General features: G+C 49.6%; 15 protein-coding genes. 10 read left to right on the top strand and 5 right to left on the bottom strand.

What is annotated here, in order from left to right; translation table 11 throughout:
* The first annotated feature begins 43 nt into the window (after nucleotides 1-43).
* The 6 genes from DEV76_RS03835 (at nucleotide 44) to DEV76_RS03810 (ending at nucleotide 5,037) form a co-directional block, all read left to right on the top strand.
* Entirely contained in the window at nucleotides 44-679 is a 636-nt protein-coding gene (locus DEV76_RS03835; RefSeq protein WP_109695235.1) for an LON peptidase substrate-binding domain-containing protein, read from the top strand.
* 9 nt (nucleotides 680-688) lie between these two features.
* Nucleotides 689-1,432: a type III pantothenate kinase gene (locus DEV76_RS03830; protein ID WP_109695233.1), complete on the top strand. Its 744-nt coding sequence runs from the start codon at nucleotides 689-691 to the stop codon at nucleotides 1,430-1,432.
* An 82-nt stretch (nucleotides 1,433-1,514) separates the two neighbouring features.
* Nucleotides 1,515-2,708, top strand: coding sequence for a hypothetical protein (locus tag DEV76_RS03825; RefSeq protein WP_109695231.1), 1,194 nt, complete (start codon nucleotides 1,515-1,517; stop codon nucleotides 2,706-2,708).
* A 4-nt stretch (nucleotides 2,709-2,712) separates the two neighbouring features.
* On the top strand, nucleotides 2,713-3,264 hold the full coding sequence (lptC, locus tag DEV76_RS03820; protein ID WP_157962702.1) for an LPS export ABC transporter periplasmic protein LptC: 552 nt from the start codon (nucleotides 2,713-2,715) through the stop codon (nucleotides 3,262-3,264).
* Nucleotides 3,265-3,462: 198 nt separating this feature from the next.
* A complete protein-coding gene (locus DEV76_RS03815; RefSeq protein ID WP_109695227.1) occupies nucleotides 3,463-4,452 on the top strand; it encodes a potassium channel beta subunit family protein in 990 nt (329 codons plus the stop codon).
* A 246-nt stretch (nucleotides 4,453-4,698) separates the two neighbouring features.
* Nucleotides 4,699-5,037, top strand: a complete 339-nt coding sequence (locus DEV76_RS03810) for a tRNA-binding protein (RefSeq protein ID WP_109695225.1) — start codon at nucleotides 4,699-4,701, stop codon at nucleotides 5,035-5,037.
* A 1,000-nt stretch (nucleotides 5,038-6,037) separates the two neighbouring features.
* On the opposite strand, the gene DEV76_RS03800 is transcribed toward DEV76_RS03810, so the two are convergent.
* From DEV76_RS03800 to lysS, 3 genes are all read right to left on the bottom strand, one after another.
* Nucleotides 6,038-8,164, bottom strand: a complete 2,127-nt coding sequence (locus DEV76_RS03800; protein WP_109695400.1) for a S9 family peptidase — start codon at nucleotides 8,162-8,164, stop codon at nucleotides 6,038-6,040.
* Between the two features lie 231 nt (nucleotides 8,165-8,395).
* Nucleotides 8,396-8,782 (bottom strand): DoxX family protein, encoded by a 387-nt coding sequence (locus DEV76_RS03795; protein WP_157962701.1) that lies wholly within the window; start codon nucleotides 8,780-8,782, stop codon nucleotides 8,396-8,398.
* A 146-nt stretch (nucleotides 8,783-8,928) separates the two neighbouring features.
* Complete coding sequence (gene lysS / locus DEV76_RS03790; RefSeq protein WP_109695219.1) at nucleotides 8,929-10,467, bottom strand: lysine--tRNA ligase; 1,539 nt, start codon at nucleotides 10,465-10,467, stop codon at nucleotides 8,929-8,931.
* Between the two features lie 198 nt (nucleotides 10,468-10,665).
* On the opposite strand from lysS, the gene DEV76_RS03785 reads away from it, so the two are divergent.
* Together DEV76_RS03785 and DEV76_RS03780 are read left to right on the top strand one after the other, a co-directional pair.
* Nucleotides 10,666-11,493, top strand: coding sequence for a universal stress protein (locus DEV76_RS03785; protein ID WP_109695217.1), 828 nt, complete (start codon nucleotides 10,666-10,668; stop codon nucleotides 11,491-11,493).
* Between the two features lie 51 nt (nucleotides 11,494-11,544).
* Complete coding sequence (locus DEV76_RS03780) at nucleotides 11,545-12,279, top strand: DUF4197 domain-containing protein (protein ID WP_109695215.1); 735 nt, start codon at nucleotides 11,545-11,547, stop codon at nucleotides 12,277-12,279.
* Nucleotides 12,280-12,585: 306 nt separating this feature from the next.
* On the opposite strand, the gene DEV76_RS03775 is transcribed toward DEV76_RS03780, so the two are convergent.
* Both DEV76_RS03775 and DEV76_RS03770 read right to left on the bottom strand, forming a co-directional pair.
* A complete protein-coding gene (locus tag DEV76_RS03775) occupies nucleotides 12,586-13,473 on the bottom strand; it encodes a flavin reductase family protein (RefSeq protein WP_109695213.1) in 888 nt (295 codons plus the stop codon).
* Nucleotides 13,474-13,482: 9 nt separating this feature from the next.
* On the bottom strand, nucleotides 13,483-14,499 hold the full coding sequence (locus tag DEV76_RS03770) for a fumarylacetoacetate hydrolase family protein (RefSeq protein WP_109695211.1): 1,017 nt from the start codon (nucleotides 14,497-14,499) through the stop codon (nucleotides 13,483-13,485).
* A 56-nt stretch (nucleotides 14,500-14,555) separates the two neighbouring features.
* Here DEV76_RS03770 and DEV76_RS03765 point away from each other — a divergent pair, with 56 nt between their 5' ends.
* Entirely contained in the window at nucleotides 14,556-16,493 is a 1,938-nt protein-coding gene (locus tag DEV76_RS03765; protein ID WP_109695209.1) for a serine hydrolase, read from the top strand.
* 70 nt (nucleotides 16,494-16,563) lie between these two features.
* A complete protein-coding gene (locus tag DEV76_RS03760) occupies nucleotides 16,564-17,226 on the top strand; it encodes a sterol desaturase family protein (RefSeq protein ID WP_109695207.1) in 663 nt (220 codons plus the stop codon).
* Nucleotides 17,227-17,269 lie beyond the last annotated feature (43 nt).

Below are 17,269 nucleotides of genomic sequence, written 5' to 3'. Positions count from 1 at the left end.
AAAATCGTATCTTTTATCAGACTATTGAACCGGCTGACTTACTATGACGAACTTTATTCCGATATTTCCCCTTGGCATCGTTGTCTACCCGGGCGAGATGCTGAACCTGCATATTTTCGAGCCGCGGTACAAACAGCTCATAGACGAGTGTATCGTGGAAAAAAAGCCCTTTGGCATCCCCGCTGTTATAGATAAGAAAGTCAATGAATACGGTACCCTCGTGGAGATTTCACGCGTGGAGAAAACCTATGACAACGGTGAAATTGAAGTGCGGACGCGCGGCCTCAAAGTATTCCGCATACTGGAAGTGATCCGCGAAGTACCCGAAAAACTGTATGCAGGCGCTATCGTTAATTACCCCGATAATCAGGAGCGTACCAGTGAAAAACTGCGCGAACAGGTACTCACTGCCCTGCGGGAATTGCACGAATTATTACAGGTTACCAAAAGCTTTCCGGTGGAAGATCATCGCCTGCGCGCATATGATATCGCGCATCATGCGGGGCTATCGCTGGAAGAAGAATATGAAATGCTCCACCTTTTCCAGGAACTGCAGCGCCTGGAGTACCTCAAACGTCACCTCAGCAAGGTTATTCCCCTCATGGCCGAAATGGAGCGGCTGAAAGACCGTGTGAAACTGAACGGTCACTTCCGGAATTTATCCGTGGATAATTTTTAACTTGGCGCCATGATAGGCCCGATTTTTTGTCTGGACCTGGGCAATACCCGGTTAAAATGTGGCATTATGCAAGGTGGGGAACTGCGGGAAGAGCGGTTTTTCAGCGAGGAAGCATTGTTACAGGAGGTGCAGGCATTGCTGAAGGAATGGCGTCCTGCAGCGGCGGTACTATCCTCGGTAATTGATCATCCGCCGGCACTGGAAGAGCTGCTGGCGAAGGAAACACGGTTCATCCGGCTGCAATACGACACACCCATGCCGGTAAGTATTGAATACGAAAAGCCGGAAACACTGGGGGTAGACCGGTTAGCGCTGGCAGCAGGGGCATGGGAGTTGTTTCCGGGAAAGAACAGTCTTATCATTGGGGCCGGATCGGCCATCACATACAATTTTGTGAACAACCGCGGAGCGTTTCTGGGCGGAGGCATCAGCCCGGGAATTGACATGCGCTTCAGGGCACTGCATGCTTTCACAGATAAATTACCATTGGTTAAAGCGGAAGAACATTATAGTTTTGTGGGATATAATACCCGTCAAAGCATACTCAGCGGAGTGCTGGAAGGCGCACTGGCGGAGGTAGACGGCATGATTGCGTCCTATGCTGCGAGGTACGGGAACTTTAACGTGCTTTTAACAGGGGGGAATTTGGTTTTTTTTGCTTCCCGCCTTAAAAATAAGATATTTGCAAGCCCGTATTTAATGTATAAAGGTTTAAAATCAATCGCAGAATATAATGTATTGGACAAAAGCTAGCTTCTTTTGCCTGTTAGGCGTTTCAGTGCTATCGGCAAAAAATGCTGTCGCCCAGGATAATTCACCGTATTCCCGCTTTGGATTGGGGGAGGTTTCCCGTTCGGAAAACGCCGTCAATCTGGGTATGGGAGGTGTGGCACAGGCATATGGCGATGCCCAGTCCATTAACTTCGTGAACCCCGCCAGTTATTCCAGGCTTCAACTGGTAACGTTCGACGTGGGTGTTCATGGTGGCTCGCGCCGCCTCTCGTCAAGAGATGCAAGCTCCAGCGCCGGTTTTGGTACTTTGAGTTACCTCCAGCTGGGTATGCCGCTCAGCCCTAAATGGGGCCTCAACATTGGTATCCGACCCCTCACCCGCGTTTCTTACAACGTGGCCATGCCGGAAGAAAGAACCTTCTTCGATACACTGAAAGTAAACACCGTAAACCAGTTTGAAGGTAACGGAGGTATTTATCAGGCTTATGTAGGTTCCGGTATCGGCTTTGGCGGCTTTAGCGTAGGTGTTAACATCGGTTACATCTTCGGTAACGTAACAAACAGCACCAAAGCGCTCTTCCCGGCAGAATCCAACATCACCCCCTCCAGGGATATGAAGCGGACCAGCTATGGCTCGTTCTTCTACACCCTCGGTCTCCAGCAGAACATCAAACTCGGTAACGATCTTAACCTCCAGCTCGGCGTGTCCGGCAACCTGGAACAAAAGCTCTCTGCCAAACGTGAACGCCTGCAGGAAACCCTTTTCTACGATCAGGCCTCCGATGAATACGATACCCGCGACACCGTGAAATACACCAGCGGAGACAGAGGCGATCTCATCTACCCGCAGTCCATCGGCGCCGGTATCATGCTTTCCAAAACCGATAAGTTCTCCGTAGGCGTGGATTATAACACCTCCAAATGGAGCAACTTCCGGAATTATGGCGCAATCGACTCTACACAGGACAGCTGGCGTATGAGCGTTGGCGGCCAGTTCGTTCCCAATGCACAATCATTCTCCGGATACTGGAATAAAGTTACTTACCGCCTTGGTGGTTATTTCGGGAAAGATTATGTAAGACTGGCCGGTATGGATATGAACACACTTGGTTTCTCCATCGGTGCAGGCTTCCCCGTAAGAAGGATCATGCCCGCCATGAACCAGTTCACCATGATTAATGCGGCCTTTGAAGTAGGATCTCGCGGTAATGTAGACCAGCTCCGCGAAACTTACTACCGCCTCACACTGGGCTTCACCCTCAGCGACCGCTGGTTCCTCAAGGCTAAATACGACTAGCAGCTTGAAACGATTACTCGCATACGGAGCTTTCGCCTGCATAGCCATCGGCTGTGAGAACGATTTGAGCGCCGTTGCCGCTTTCGATACAAAGAAACTGGGTGTGGAACAGGCTTACAACGTAGAAACCATCGTAAGCCAGTCTGCCGTTGTAAAAGGTGTTCTCACTGCCCCCTACATGGAAAGATACGTGACGCATCCGCCCCATACGGATTTCCCCAAGGGACTGCAGGTTATCTTCTACGACGATTCTTCCCGGAAAGAAAGCATCCTGACCGCTAACTTCGGCCGGATGGATGAAGGGAACAACGATATCTTTCTCCGCGACTCAGTAGTGTTTATCAATCTCACCAGCGCCCAGCGCCTCGATTGTAAAGACCTCCGCTGGGATTCCAAAACATCGCTCTTTATCACCGACCGCTTTTGCCGCCTGTCTACACTCACAGATACCATTTACGGCCAGGGATTCAGGGCTAACCAGGACTTCAGCTGGAGTGAGTTCGTACATATCTATGGCTCATTTGTGCCGCAGGACAGTATTCTCTCGCTCGACTAAACGAAGTTTCAAACTTATCATAACAAAAGAACCCGGTCATGTGACCGGGTTCTTTTGCTTTAACCTAATTGTTTGTACGATCTGAAAACAGATCAAACGCTATTTTTTTAACCTAAAATTTCCTGCTCCTTTTGGTCCAACAACCATGCCAAAGTATTATTTTACCACCTTCAGGAAAAACCCGTAAATAGTTTTCATATGGAATACAGAAGATTAGGCAAATCAGGCCTTCAGATCAGCGCACTTTCGTTCGGCAGCTGGGTCACTTTTCATTCCCAGATCGATGATTCGAATGGCGACCGCCTCATGGGGCTGGCTTACGATAACGGTATTAACTTCTTCGACAACGCGGAAATTTACGCGCTTGGGGAATCGGAGAAGATGATGGGTCGTGTTTTGAAAGCGAAACAGTGGGATCGTACATCCTATATTATTTCCAGCAAGGCCTACTTTGGCTGGCGGGGAGATAAGAATAAGCCGAACCAGACGGGCCTTAGCCGTAAGCACCTCATGGAGGCCTGCCACGAGGCGCTGCAAAGGCTCCAGCTCGATTACCTGGATATTTACTATTGCCACCGGCCAGACCGGAATGTGCCGATCGAAGAAGTGGTATGGACGATGACGAACCTCATCCAGCAGGGCAAGATCCTGTATTGGGGTACTTCTGAATGGACGGCCGCCGAAATCATGGAGGCGCATATGGTGGCCAGACAGTATAACCTCATTGGCCCCGTGGTGGAACAGCCGGAGTACAACCTTTTCCGCCGGGAAAAGCTGGAGCTGGAATATTTACCGGTTTTCAACAGCGTAGGGCTCGGCACCACCATTTTCAGCCCCCTGGCTTCCGGGATACTGACCGGGAAGTATAACAACGGGGTACCGGAAGGCTCCCGCCTCAGCCTGGAAGGCTATGAGTGGCTGCGTAACCGTAACCTGCTGGATTCCAGTATCGCCAAAGTGAAGAAGCTGGAAAAGGTAGCGAACGACCTGGGAACTACCCTGGCGGTGCTGGCTGTAGCCTGGACGATCCGTAACCCCAACGTTTCCAGCACTATCCTGGGGGCAACGAAGGAATCCCAGCTTACGGAAACCCTCAAAGCCCTCGAAGTATATCCGCTGCTGACGCCTGAGATTATGAAGGAAATCGACGGTATTATGGATAATGTGCCGAGCGCAGTGAGGCACTAACGGGTGACAAACGGATGGTTAAATCGATGTTAATAAACATTATTTCTATACGTTTACGAGGCAAAATCTTGCGTTTACGAAATGCCAGATCCTGATATGGAGCACACCAGTATCTTTGTATTGGTTTTTCATAGGATATGGTTAAAAATATTTGTGGGCGGTATTCTTACCGCCCAATTTTTTTTGATACCTCCAAAGCGCTAAATTCCATTTTTGTAACCATTCAATCTTCTCAACAGCGCAAATATGGATACCATCACCTGGAATGATTTTGAGAAAGTCCACATACACGTTGGCACCATCCTCTCTGCAAGTGTTTTCGAAAAAGCCCGTAATCCGGCATATAAGCTCGAAATAGACTTCGGTCCCGAAATAGGGATACTACGTTCATCCGCACAAATCACGCAGTTATACGAACCCGGAGCGCTTCCCGGAAAGCAGGTAGTGGCAGTGGTGAACTTCCCTGTCAAACAGATCGCTAATTTCTTCTCTGAATGCCTCGTGCTGGGCGTTGTAGGGGAAGGGAAGGAAATAGTATTACTGCAGCCAGACCGCCCCGTTAAAAACGGCCACAGGATTGCGTAGGATGATAATTTATAATATGAAGAAATTATTAATATAATAACAAAAAGACGGTTTTTTGCGCTTCACGAACTAAAACCATGCGTTCACGGAAATGCACTTGCGAAGGAAAAGAACCGCCTTATCTTTGACTTAGGTTTTTCATAGGATATGGTTAAAATTATTACAAGGGCGGTATTCTTACCGCCTTTTTTCTTTTCCCATAGCGCCATTCGCGGCATATTCGCCGTTACAACATCATATAACAATTTTACTTACTGATTTATTTGCCCGGCCCGATGCGGCCATTTTTCCATTCACTGCTTTTATCGTTCAGGGGGATTTTCTATACGTTAACTGGAAAAAATATAGCGTTCGCTAATTTGCAGATGGGAGTTGTTTCTAAATTATGGAAATTTGTAACAGGTTTTTCAATAAAGATATGGTTAAAATTTTTCGGGGCTGTATTCTTGCAGCCCTGTTTTTTTGCCCCTAAGTCATTTGCTGTAATAGCAAAAAGAGCTGATCCGAAACGGTCAGCTCTTTTTTTATGCGCATCTTTCCCTTTTACTTTCCTTATCCCTCTCTTAATAGCCAGACCGCTTCACTACAGTTATATTACGATTAGTGATAAGGTATCTCCGCTTCACCACATCTTGGCAAACTATTACATCCATACTATCAGCATGCTGTACTCCCCATACTTTCACAGGATGTGCATATCAGTAAAACAGGTAACGGGAGGATTTGTGCCGTTAAATGCAGTTATACTGTAGGCTTACTCCTGCCTTAAAGAAGGGTTAAAGAGGGTTTAATGTATATAAAACGGTACTGAACCCGCTACTGTAGCGGGATAGGGCTGAAAAATATACATAAAGTACCCTTTCGGTATACATACAGTATAGATGCAGCAACCCCGGAGTTAGCCGTAAAAAGGCTGGCAGGAAGCCCGGGAAGCCCCTGAAATGAGAACGGGCTGACCGTATACCGGCCAGCCCGTTGTTATGACTTTATGCCCCTGGCATTAGTTGGTGCCCTGGAATAATTTGGGCAGCGGCTTCTGCAGCAGGTTCTGATAGTAGAAACGGTAGTTCTCGTTCCGGGAATGCGTGGCTTTAGGCCCGCCCCACCCATGGCGCTCGCCGGGGTACACCATAAACTCGAAGTGTTTGCCGAGGTCTTCCAGCTTATCCACCAGCTGGATGGAGTTCTGCAAATGCACGTTATCGTCCATGGTACCATGAACGATACGCAGCAGGCCCTTCAGTTTGTCGGCATGCGTAATTACAGAAGTTATCTTGTAGCCTTCACGGTTATCTTTCGGAAGGTCCATATAACGTTCGGTGTAGTGACTGTCGTAAAGCTGCCAGTCGGTAACGCTGAAATTGGCGATTCCGTGCGTGAAAACCTCCGCACCATAGGTAAGTGCCATTGCGCTCATATAACCGCCGTAGCTGCCTCCTGTGATGCCCATACGTGAGGCATCCACACCGGGTTGGGTAGCCAGCCACCGGGCAGCATCCATGTAATCCTCAATTTCATATTTACCCAGCTGGCGGTGGATGTAGTTCATCCCCATTTTGCCAAGGTGGCCTGCAGCTCGGTTGTCGATCACCACCTGAATAAGACCTTCCTGTGCAAACCACTGGCCGGAAAGGTTAGGTTTCCAGGTATCGTAGATGGAACCGGCATCCGGCCCGCCGTAGATAGAGATCAGCACAGGGTATTTTTTACCTGCCTGCATATCAAAGGGCCACTGAATAGTGATCGGCAGCACCAGGCCATCGCGGGTAGTGTAAGTTTTCAGCTCTGTGGGTGCCAGGCGGTAGCTGTCGTACGTGGCTCCGCGGGCATTACCCAGCTCCCTTGCCACCTTACCCTTGTCAGATACGAGGGCTATGCGCGTAGGGGTGTTCAGGTTGCTGTAAGAGGTAATAAACCAGTCGCCTTCGGGCGCAAGCATCACATTATGGCTGAAATCACCAAAAGTGAGGCGCTGCGGTGCGCTGCCTTTCAGGTCGGTTTTGTAGAGGTCGTAACGGGTGCTGGCTTCTTTACGGGCGGTAAAATAGATAGTGCCTTTCTTTTCATTGATCTGCAGCATATCCTTTACGCGCCAGTTACCCGAAGTCAACTGCTTATTCAGGCTGCCGTCCATGTTATGAAGGTAGAGGTGATCCCAGCCGGTTTTATCGCTTTTTACGATAAATCCTTTGCCGTTCTGCAGGAAGTAGATATCGGTAAACCAGTCGATCCAGGTTTTCTGTTGTTCTTCATACACTACTTTCTTGGCTCCGGTGTTGGAGTCGATCGCGTAAATGAAGAGCTGGTTCTGGTCGCGTGGCATCCATTGTGCCCACAGGGCGGAGCCATCGGGCGTCCAGAAAGGCTGGCCGAAATACTGGTCGTCTTTTTCATTGAAATCGGCCCAGGTAATTTTACCACCGTCTACGGGCACTACTCCAAGGCGTACTTCCGGATTGGGATCGCCGGCTTTGGGGTAGCGGGTATTTTCGAGATAGCCGTGCTGGCCTTTTTCGCTATAGATGGGGAATACGGGAACACGGGTATCGTCAAACCGCATGAAAGCGATCTTCCGGCTGTCGGGGCTCCACCAGAAAGCTCTGTAGCGCGAAGGGCGCCCGAGGATTTCTTCGTAGTATACCCAGGATGCCCAGCCGTTGTAGATCACATCGGTACCATCGGTGGTATATTGAATTTCTTTCTGTGAAGCCACTTCGATGGCATACAGGTTATTATTGCGGGTGAAGGCCACGTATTTTTCGTCGGGAGAAAGCGTGGGGTTCTTTTCTTCGGCTTCCGTGGTGGTGAGGCGGATGGGTGCGCTCCCGTCCGGACGTTGCAGATAAATGTCGTTATCCTTCACGTTTACCGTGCTGCCAGTGGCAGGTGGTGGCGTGTAAGGCGCATCTGAACCGGTTTTAACGTCTACAGCTACCTGCTTCCCGTTCCGCATTTCGATGTAATGCGTCTTATCGGCCCAGCCTCTGATGCCGGGGAGCTGTTCAGTAATGGAAACGGGCCTGGTGAAGATCTGGTCGAAAGAGAGCATTTTCTTTTCCTGCGCTGAAGTTGGCAAAGCGGCCAAAAGACACAGGCCGGCTGTCCATGCCGGAATGGACTTGTGCATATTTCTCATAATTATTGACAGGTTGAAGCCGGTATTTTCCGGCACGGAAGCGAAAATAAAGATCAATTATCAATTATGACAATCAATTATACCAGTGGTTTACAGAAAACTACCGGTTATGCGGTGGAACCGCGCGTCCGTGAAACGGTGCTGCAGTGGGGTATGCATGGCGCGTACCTTACCGTATGGTTTTTCATAGGATATGGTTATCAGGCACAGGGCCGGTTATTTCTACAGCTGGCCCAGCTGCCTGATATGTGTCCGGATGTTGCCGATAATGATGGCTGCGGCAATAAATCCGAAATCCCTGATGATATTAATGGGCGCATTCAGATTGCCGCCAACGAGCGACGGCATGTGTACGGTGAGGATGATAATGAAAACCATCAGTGCCAGCAGGTAACAGGCCGGCTTGGCCCATATGTTCAGGATGATGGAGAAACCGGCCAGTATTAAGGCGATGCCGGTGAAATACACCCAGAAGATGCCTCCGGGAATGGGCAGGCGGGTTACCAGCGGCAGGATAACCTCAGCGTTTACCAGGTGAACAATGCCCAGGAACAATAAAACAATAGCGAATAATACTACGGCTACGAAAGTGGGTATGTGGATACGCATATGACGAGGGTTTTCTTGTTAACGAAGCCGGCCCGCTTTTGTTCAACTGATACTGACTTGCTTATTGACCGAAACCGTCTTTGTTGAAACCCTCTAAAAAAAAGCCCTGCGCCATGGCGCAGGGCTTGCTATTGAAAATCATACGGTTACTCTGCAATATGTTGCTTTTCAGGGCGCATCTGCGGGAAGAACAGCACATCCTGGATAGAGGGCTGGTTCGTCATGAGCATGGTGAGCCTGTCTATACCGATGCCGATACCTGAGGTAGGGGGCATACCGTATTCGAGGGAACGGAGGAAGTCGTAATCGATGTACATGGCTTCATCATCGCCACGTTCCATGAGTGCCACCTGGTCTTCAAAGCGCTGACGCTGGTCGATGGGGTCGTTCAGCTCAGAATAGGCATTGGCAATTTCTTTACCGTTGCAGATCAGCTCAAAACGTTCCACCACACCTGCTTTGGAGCGGTGCTTTTTGGTGAGGGGACTCATTTCAACAGGGTAATCAGTTATGAAAGTGGGCTGTACGTAGTGGTGCTCACACTTCTCGCCGAAGATCTCATCGATGAGTTTGCCTTTACCATGGTTGGCTTCAGCATGGATATCGAGTTTTTTGCAAACCTCGCGGATACCTGCTTCATCCATTTCGGAGATATCGAAACCGGTATGTTCCTTAATGGCATCGTACATGGTAACGCGACGGAAGGGAGCTTTAAAATCGATCTCCCGCTCACCCACGGTTACTTTGGTGGTACCGTTCACGTTCAGGGCAACTTTTTCGAGGAGCTGCTCGGTGGTGCGCATCATCCATTCGTAATCCTTGTAGGCTGCGTACATTTCCATTACGGTGAACTCAGGGTTGTGGGTACGGTCCATCCCTTCGTTTCTGAAATCCTTCGCGAATTCGAATACACCTTCGAAGCCGCCTACGATGAGCCTTTTCAGGTACAGCTCGTTGGCGATGCGGAGGTACAACGGCATATCGAGTGCGTTGTGGTGGGTGATGAAGGGGCGTGCCGCTGCTCCACCGGGGATGGCTTGCAGGATCGGCGTTTCCACTTCGAGGTATCCCATTCCGTTATAGAAGTCGCGGATGGTCTGCATCAGGCGGGTGCGCTTGATGAATACTTCCTTTACTTCGGGATTGATGACGAGGTCGGCATAACGCTGGCGGTATTTGAACTCGGGATCGGTTACCGCGTCAAAGGTTTCTCCTTCTTTCGACTTTACAACAGGCAGCGGGCGGAGGGCCTTGGCCAGTATAGTTAATTCCCTAACGTGAATGGAGGTTTCTCCGGTTTTGGTAATAAAGGCATAGCCTTTCACGCCAATGAAATCACCGATATCAGTCAGTTTCTTCCATACGTTGTCGTAGAGCGACTTATCTTCTCCGGGGCAAATGTCGTCCCGCTTTATGTACAATTGGATTCTACCCTTGCTATCCTGCAAAACGGCGAAGTTCGCCTTGCCCATGTCGCGGGTGCTCATAATACGGCCGGCCAGGCATACATCCTGATACTGGTCCTTCGTCTCTTCCGAATAGCCGGCCTTAATATCCGTAGAATACGCATTCACTGGGTATTCTGCGGCGGGATACGGATCGATCCCCAGGTTCTGCAGCTCTTTCAGCTTGTCGCGGCGGATAATTTCCTGTTCTGACAGCTGTTGTTGGGTAGTTACGCTCATTGTCGTGAATAATACTGTTTTATGGGGGGATAAGCCTCCCCCGGCATTACGAGACCGCAAAAATAATTGTTTTCGGGCGCATTTGCCGCATCCTTCTCCCGGCGCCCGCATGGTTTGTTTTTATAATTTATTTAAGATTTCGGCTCAATGATTGGTGCAGTTATTGCGTACCTTTAAGCAGATAAAAACTAACCCGGCATGAAAACCATCATTGTACCAACGGACTTTTCTGAAACGGCTTATAACGCAGCCCGTTATGCCATCGGCCTTGCCGGACAAACGGGGGCTACCCGCATCGTGCTGTATCATGCATATGAGCTGATCGTGCCCATCCCCGACCTCCCCACGGCAGTGCCTATGGTAAATATGGACGACCTCCGGGCATCCAGTATGGAAGGCCTCCGCAACATGCAAAGCCAGCTCAAACAATCCGTACCCGCCAATATAACACTCGATATCCGTGCAGATAATCACCTCCTCGCTGCCAGTATAGACCAGGTATGCCGCGAAGAACTGGCCGATATCATCGTTATGGGTATTACCGGTGGCAGCCAGCTGGAAGAGATCCTCGTTGGCTCCAACACCGTGGATGTGGTGAAAACCTCTGCATACCCCGTTATAGTGGTGCCCACACATGCAGGATTTAGTCCCATCCGTAAAGTGGTATTCGCCTGCGATCTTCGCAAAGTGACTAAAACCACCCGTAAAGATGTGCTTACCCGGCTCCTCGATATCTTCCAGCCGGAGCTGCATGTGGTGAATATTCAAAAAGAAGGCCGGGAAAACTTCCATCCGGAAGAGAATCAGGCGCTCGATAACATGTTACATAATTACAATCCGCAGTATCATTTCCTCGACAGGCCCAATGTACCGGATGCCGTTACATCCTTTGCACAGGAACAGAAAGCAGACCTTCTGCTCATCATTCCTAAAAGGCATGGCTTATTCGACAGCATATTCAAACGCAGCAATACATCACGGATCGCATTCCATACGAATGTTCCGCTGTTGTCCATCCATGAATAAATTGAACTTATCCCCGGAAATCCTGTACCAAACTAACACAGCAGAGATCATATGTTAAAGAAAACTATCGTTGTACTTGCAGGGGCGCTTTTCCTGCATACTGCCGCTGATGCGCAGATCCTGAAAAAAGCGGGCAGCATCCTGAAATCCGGCAGCACTTCCACCACCGGCACTAACGTCACAGAAGGCGAAGCAGCAGGCGGTATTAAGGAAGCACTGGAAAAAGGTGTTCTCAAAGGCATTGGCCTTCTTAATAAGCAGGACGGCTTCTTCGGGAACCAGCTCTACAAAGTGCTTCTCCCGCCCGATGCTCTCAAAGCAGAAAAAGCCCTCCGCAGCATAGGCATGGGCAGCCTGGTAGATAAGGCTATCCTCCAGATCAACCGTGGTGCCGAACAGGCCGTTGGCTTTGCAGCTCCCATCTTCGTGAATGCCATCAAACAAATGACCATTACCGATGCCCTGAAGCTGGTTACAGGTGGTGCTAACTCCGCCACTAACTTCTTCAAAGAGAAAACTACCGCCAGCCTCGTTGCAGCATTCTCTCCCGTGATCGATTCCGCTCTCAATCAAACCGCAGCTACCCGCTACTATGGTGAAATCGCGGATAAGTATAACAGCCTGCCTACCACCTTCAACAAACTCAATCCTGATCTGAAAGGCTATGTGACAGACAAGGCCGTATCTGCCCTGTTCGACCAGATCAGTAAGGAAGAAGCTGCCATCCGCAACAATCCCGCGGCACGTACTACCGACCTCCTGAAGAAGGTGTTCGCTAAAAACTAAGTATTACACACCCGTATAATCGAAAAGGGCCGTCTCCAATGTTCGTAAAACAAGGAGATGGCCCTTTTCATTTGTGACAGTTCCAACTGTTAATATCGTACCGGATTAACGTGTTCCATCCTTCATCAATCCTTCATCCAACCTTCATCCAACCTTCATCCAACCTTCAGCAAAATATACCTTTTGATATAGGTTGGATGAAGGTTGGATGAAGGATCGTTATTAATTGATTGATAATGAGTGCTTTGTGAACGCCCCTAAACCAAGGCGAAAGTGGTATTTCTGATAGTAAATTAACCATCTTTCCTATTCCTGATTGCCTGCCAGTAGCACCTGCCAGGCTTCGTTCACCTTATGGGAATCCAGGAGCTGTTTGGCATAGCGGTGCAGTTCTTTTTCCATCTCTTCGGGATTGATGGAGAAATACTGGATGATGTTGGTAAGATGCTCATCGGTAAACGCCGGGTCTACAGGAGGCATTGTATTTACATTCCCCAGCTGGCCCAGATTGTTACCGGTAAGCACATGGCTCTGGCGGATGGAAGCCGGTAAAGCATCTACTCCTATACCCAGTTGCGTATTAGGCTTGGCTACTTCGAATACCGCCGTGCCGGAGGCACGGCAATAGTAATCACCTCCCATACGCGCTACCAGATCAATTTTTTGCGGGTCTATTTTACCATCTGTATCGAGGATGTTGTCATTGACATGTAACAGTATGGGCTCGCAGATCACAAGGTTACCCGCTCCGCCTCCGGTACCGGTTTCTATAATGTCTTTCACCTTACACTCCATTTGCACAGGGCTTTCCGCCACGCGGAAAGGCTTTACCTTTTCTGACGGCAGCGGAGTGAAGCCTGCTTTTACAAACTCATCAATACCACGCGGATATTCACAGCTTGCTAAAGATGCCTGTTGCACCATGGCATAGCTCACCACGTTAATCACCACCTCGCCGGTAGCATATACGTTTTCCAGTGTGTGCTTAACCGTATTGTCGCGCACCCGGCGGGAAGGGGAAAATACCAGTGTGGGCGGGTTAGAGCCAAATACGTTGAAGAAACTGAAGGGGCTCAGATTGGGCTGCCCGTCTGCATCAATCGTGCTGGCGAAGCATATCGGGCGCGGTGCCACCGCACCCAACAGGTACGCGTGGAGCGCAGAGGTTTTTACTTCCGAGGGATCTACTCTCATGCCTGTCTGTTAAATATTTTTCTTTTGTGCAAGGATGGAAAAGTCGCTTTCTTCTGCTACAATGGTGTTCGTCAGTTTACCCAGCCCGTCTATTTCCATTTCCACTACATCGCCGGCCTGCAGCCATTGTACCTGGTAGTTGGGGTCATTGAGTTTACCGGTGCCGTTCAGCTCCAGGAAGCAGCCGGTACCTACCGTTCCGCTACCGATTACATCGCCGGGGAGAATGTCGGCACCATATGCACAGCGCTCAACGATCTCCGCGAAAGTCCAGTCCATATCGCCCATGTTACCTTCACTCACCTGTACGCCATTTACCCAACAGCGCATTTTCAGATTGTAGTTATTTCCGGTATGCCCTTCTTTGGCGGGAATACGATACGGCTCCAGTTCATCAGGCGTAACCAGCATGGGGCCTATTACGGTGCTGAAGTCTTTGCCTTTGGCAGGACCAAGGTTGAGCTTCATTTCTTCCATCTGCAGCAGGCGGGCGCTCATGTCGTTCATGATCATATATCCGCCGATGTAATCGTCGGCCTCTGATGCAGGGATGTTACGGCCACGCTTACAGATCACGATGGCTGCTTCCAGTTCAAAGTCGAGCTGCTGGAAGTGGTCGGGCATACAGAGTATATCGCCGGGGCCCTGGATGGCGTTGTGGTTGGTAAAGTAAAAGATGGGATACTGATCAAACTCGGGGATCATATCCACACGGCGGTTTCTGCGTGCGGCGGCCACATGCTGGCGGAAGGCATAGCCATCGCGGCAGCTGGTAGGGAATGGCACCGGGGCCAGCAGTTGTACTTCTTCGAATGGTACACCGTGGATATTGGCACGGGGAGAATGGCCTTCTTTCAGCCGGGCATCAATCGCTTTAGCCAGGTCAATCACTTCTTCCCACATCTGCAAAAACATATGCATGGTGGTAGGAAGCTCGGGGTGGAGGTCCTGCAGGTTATAAAGCTGCCCGTTTACAAGCATGGCCAGCTGATCTACATCTTCCCGTATATAGGTTACGAGTTTCATTGCGTTGGTTTTGGTGTTCTGGCGCCAAATATATCGGATTTTTATAGCTTTAAGGTATGTCCAGATGGTTCCTTTTATGCCTTTTGCTGCCGTATTCCTGCGCAGTTACCGCGCAGGCCCGTACAGACGCACCTTTGCGCGACCTCCTCTTTCAGCGCGCATCTCCGCAACTGCGGCATATCCTCAGCAACCCGGATTCTTTCCACGTTCAACTCATCTTTACCACCATTTCCCGGGACAGTAAAGGCAATCCCACCTTCCGCGACTGGCATTTCAATACCGACCGTAACCAGTATTTTAATCCTGCCTCCACCGTTAAAATGCCACTGGCCTTCCTGGCGCTGGAGAAAATGCGGCAGCTGAAACTCTGGAAATGGACGCCTATGCTTACAGACAGTGCATGGAGCCGCCAATCCGCCGTGTATACAGATACTTCCGCAGCTAACGGACTGCCATCCGTTGCGCAATACATCAAAAAGATATTCCTCGTTTCTGATAATGACGCATACAACCGGTTGTATGAATTCCTGGGGCAGGGGTATATCCATGATAATTTGCGCAGTAAAGGATTTAAAGATGTCCGGATCGTACGGCGCTTTGTTTCGATGAGTGAAGAAGAAAACCGGCATACCAATCCCGTGCGCTTTGTGCAGAACGGGAAAACATTGTACAGTCAGCCCGCGGTATATAACAGTGCGGCATTTGACTACAGTAAAACCGTGCTGGTGGGGCATTCGCATTGGGACAGGAACGACAGCCTCATCCGTACCCCCATGGACTTTACGAGGCATAATTACTTTCCCCTTGAAGATCTGCACCGCCTGCTGCGATCCGTTATATTCCCGGAGTCTGTGGCGGTTAAGGAGCGGTTTGCATTACAGGAAGAAGACTACAGGTTCCTCTACCGCTGGATGGCAGCATTGCCATCCGAAAGTGATCACCCGCGGTATGATACTTCGGAATTTTTTGACAGCTACACGAAGTTTTTCCGATATAAAGACGGCCGCCGGAAACTCCCTTCACATATCAGGGTGTTCAACAAAACCGGATGGTCGTATGGCTACCTCACGGATGTGGCCTATTTCGCGGATTTCAGGAATAATCTGGAATTCATGGTATCAGGGAATATCTATGTAAACCGCGACGGGGTGCTGAACGATGGCAAGTATGAATATGAAGAAACCGGCTATCCGTTTTTCCGTGAGGTGGGAGATATTTTGTACGACTACGCACTGGCTAACGCGCCTGCCATCAGGCCGGATCTCTCACGCTTTAGGGAAGCTGTTCGGGGACTGGGAGAAAAGCCGGCAGCCATTACCCGGGGCGATACCACACGGAAACAGCTGGCACTTGTATTTACAGGGCATGAGTATGCCGATGGCGGGAAGCATATACTGGAAACACTGAAGCGCCTGGGAGTAAAAGCGTCTTTCTTTCTAACAGGCGATTTTTATGAGAATCCATCATTTGCATCGCTTATCCGCAGTCTGTATGCCGATGGGCATTACCTCGGCCCGCATTCCGGGAAGCACCTGTTGTATTGCGACTGGAAGAAGCGCGACAGCCTGCTGGTTACCCGCAGTGAATTTGAGGCTGATCTGGATATGAATCTCCTTGCCATGACGCGCCTCGGCCTGCCGGAACCCCATTACTTCCTGCCGCCTTATGAATGGTACAACGACAGCATCGTGAAATGGACGAACGATCTGGGGATGCAGCTCATCAACTTTACACCGGGTACACGTTCCCATGCAGACTATACCTATCCTGAAATGGGGAAATCATACCTGCCAAGCGACAAAATCCATGAATCCGTCATTCAGTACGAAAACCTGCGCCCGGCGGGGCTTAATGGGTTTATGTTGTTGGTACACATAGGTACTGACCCCCGGCGGAAGGATAAATTTTATTTTCAATTGCATAAATTGATACGATATTTGCAGCTGAAAGACTATGAATTTGTAATTGTTCCCCGGTTATTGGCCACACAATAACCAACAAAACATTTGGTTCCCTACTCCTGTTACTGATTAAATAAATGGTTTAATTTAAAACTTGGGAGTCATGAAGTTTGAGAAGATCAAGAATAAAGGACAGGCAAAACTTTTTGAAAGCCGGTATCTGGAAATGCTGACCAAAACCCACCCCCTCGTTATCTGGGGAATGTATCTTCCTTTGATCGGATACTCGCTGTATTATAGTCACAGTGCTTTGGGATTCAGCGTAGGGCGTATAGCGCTGGTATTTTTCGGCGCCATGTTTTTCTGGTCCTTTTTCGAATACATCATGCATCGCTGGATTTTTCACATGGTAACTGAAAGCCCGCGTATGACCCGCTTTATTTATGTGTTGCATGGCAACCATCACGAATACCCTCGCGATAAGCAGCGGCTCTTTATGCCGCCTGTTCCCAGCCTCATCCTTGCTTCACTGATATTTGGCGGCATATATATATTCCTGCGGGAGACGACGTTTATGTTCTTCCCCGGGTTTCTGCTGGGGTATCTAATGTATGGCAGCATGCACTACGCCATCCATGCCTGGAACCCGCCTTTCAGGTTCCTGAAGCCGCTCTGGCGCAATCATCACCTGCATCATTATAAAAGCGACGACAAAGGCTTTGGTGTAAGCTCCGCATTCTGGGACCGGGTGTTCGGGACATTCTTCGACCTGGAAAAAGAGAAGGAAGATAAAGACAAGGTTAAGACGCTGATGTTTGACAAATAATTGAATCTGTAAAATAAAAGAAGCCGCCCTGGTAATACCGGGG

The organism is Chitinophaga deserti (assembly GCF_003149455.1).
Classification (GTDB): Bacteria; Bacteroidota; Bacteroidia; order Chitinophagales; family Chitinophagaceae; genus Chitinophaga; species Chitinophaga deserti.
Note: the sequence above shows the minus strand (reverse complement) of the source record. Positions and strands in the feature narration are given on the sequence as shown.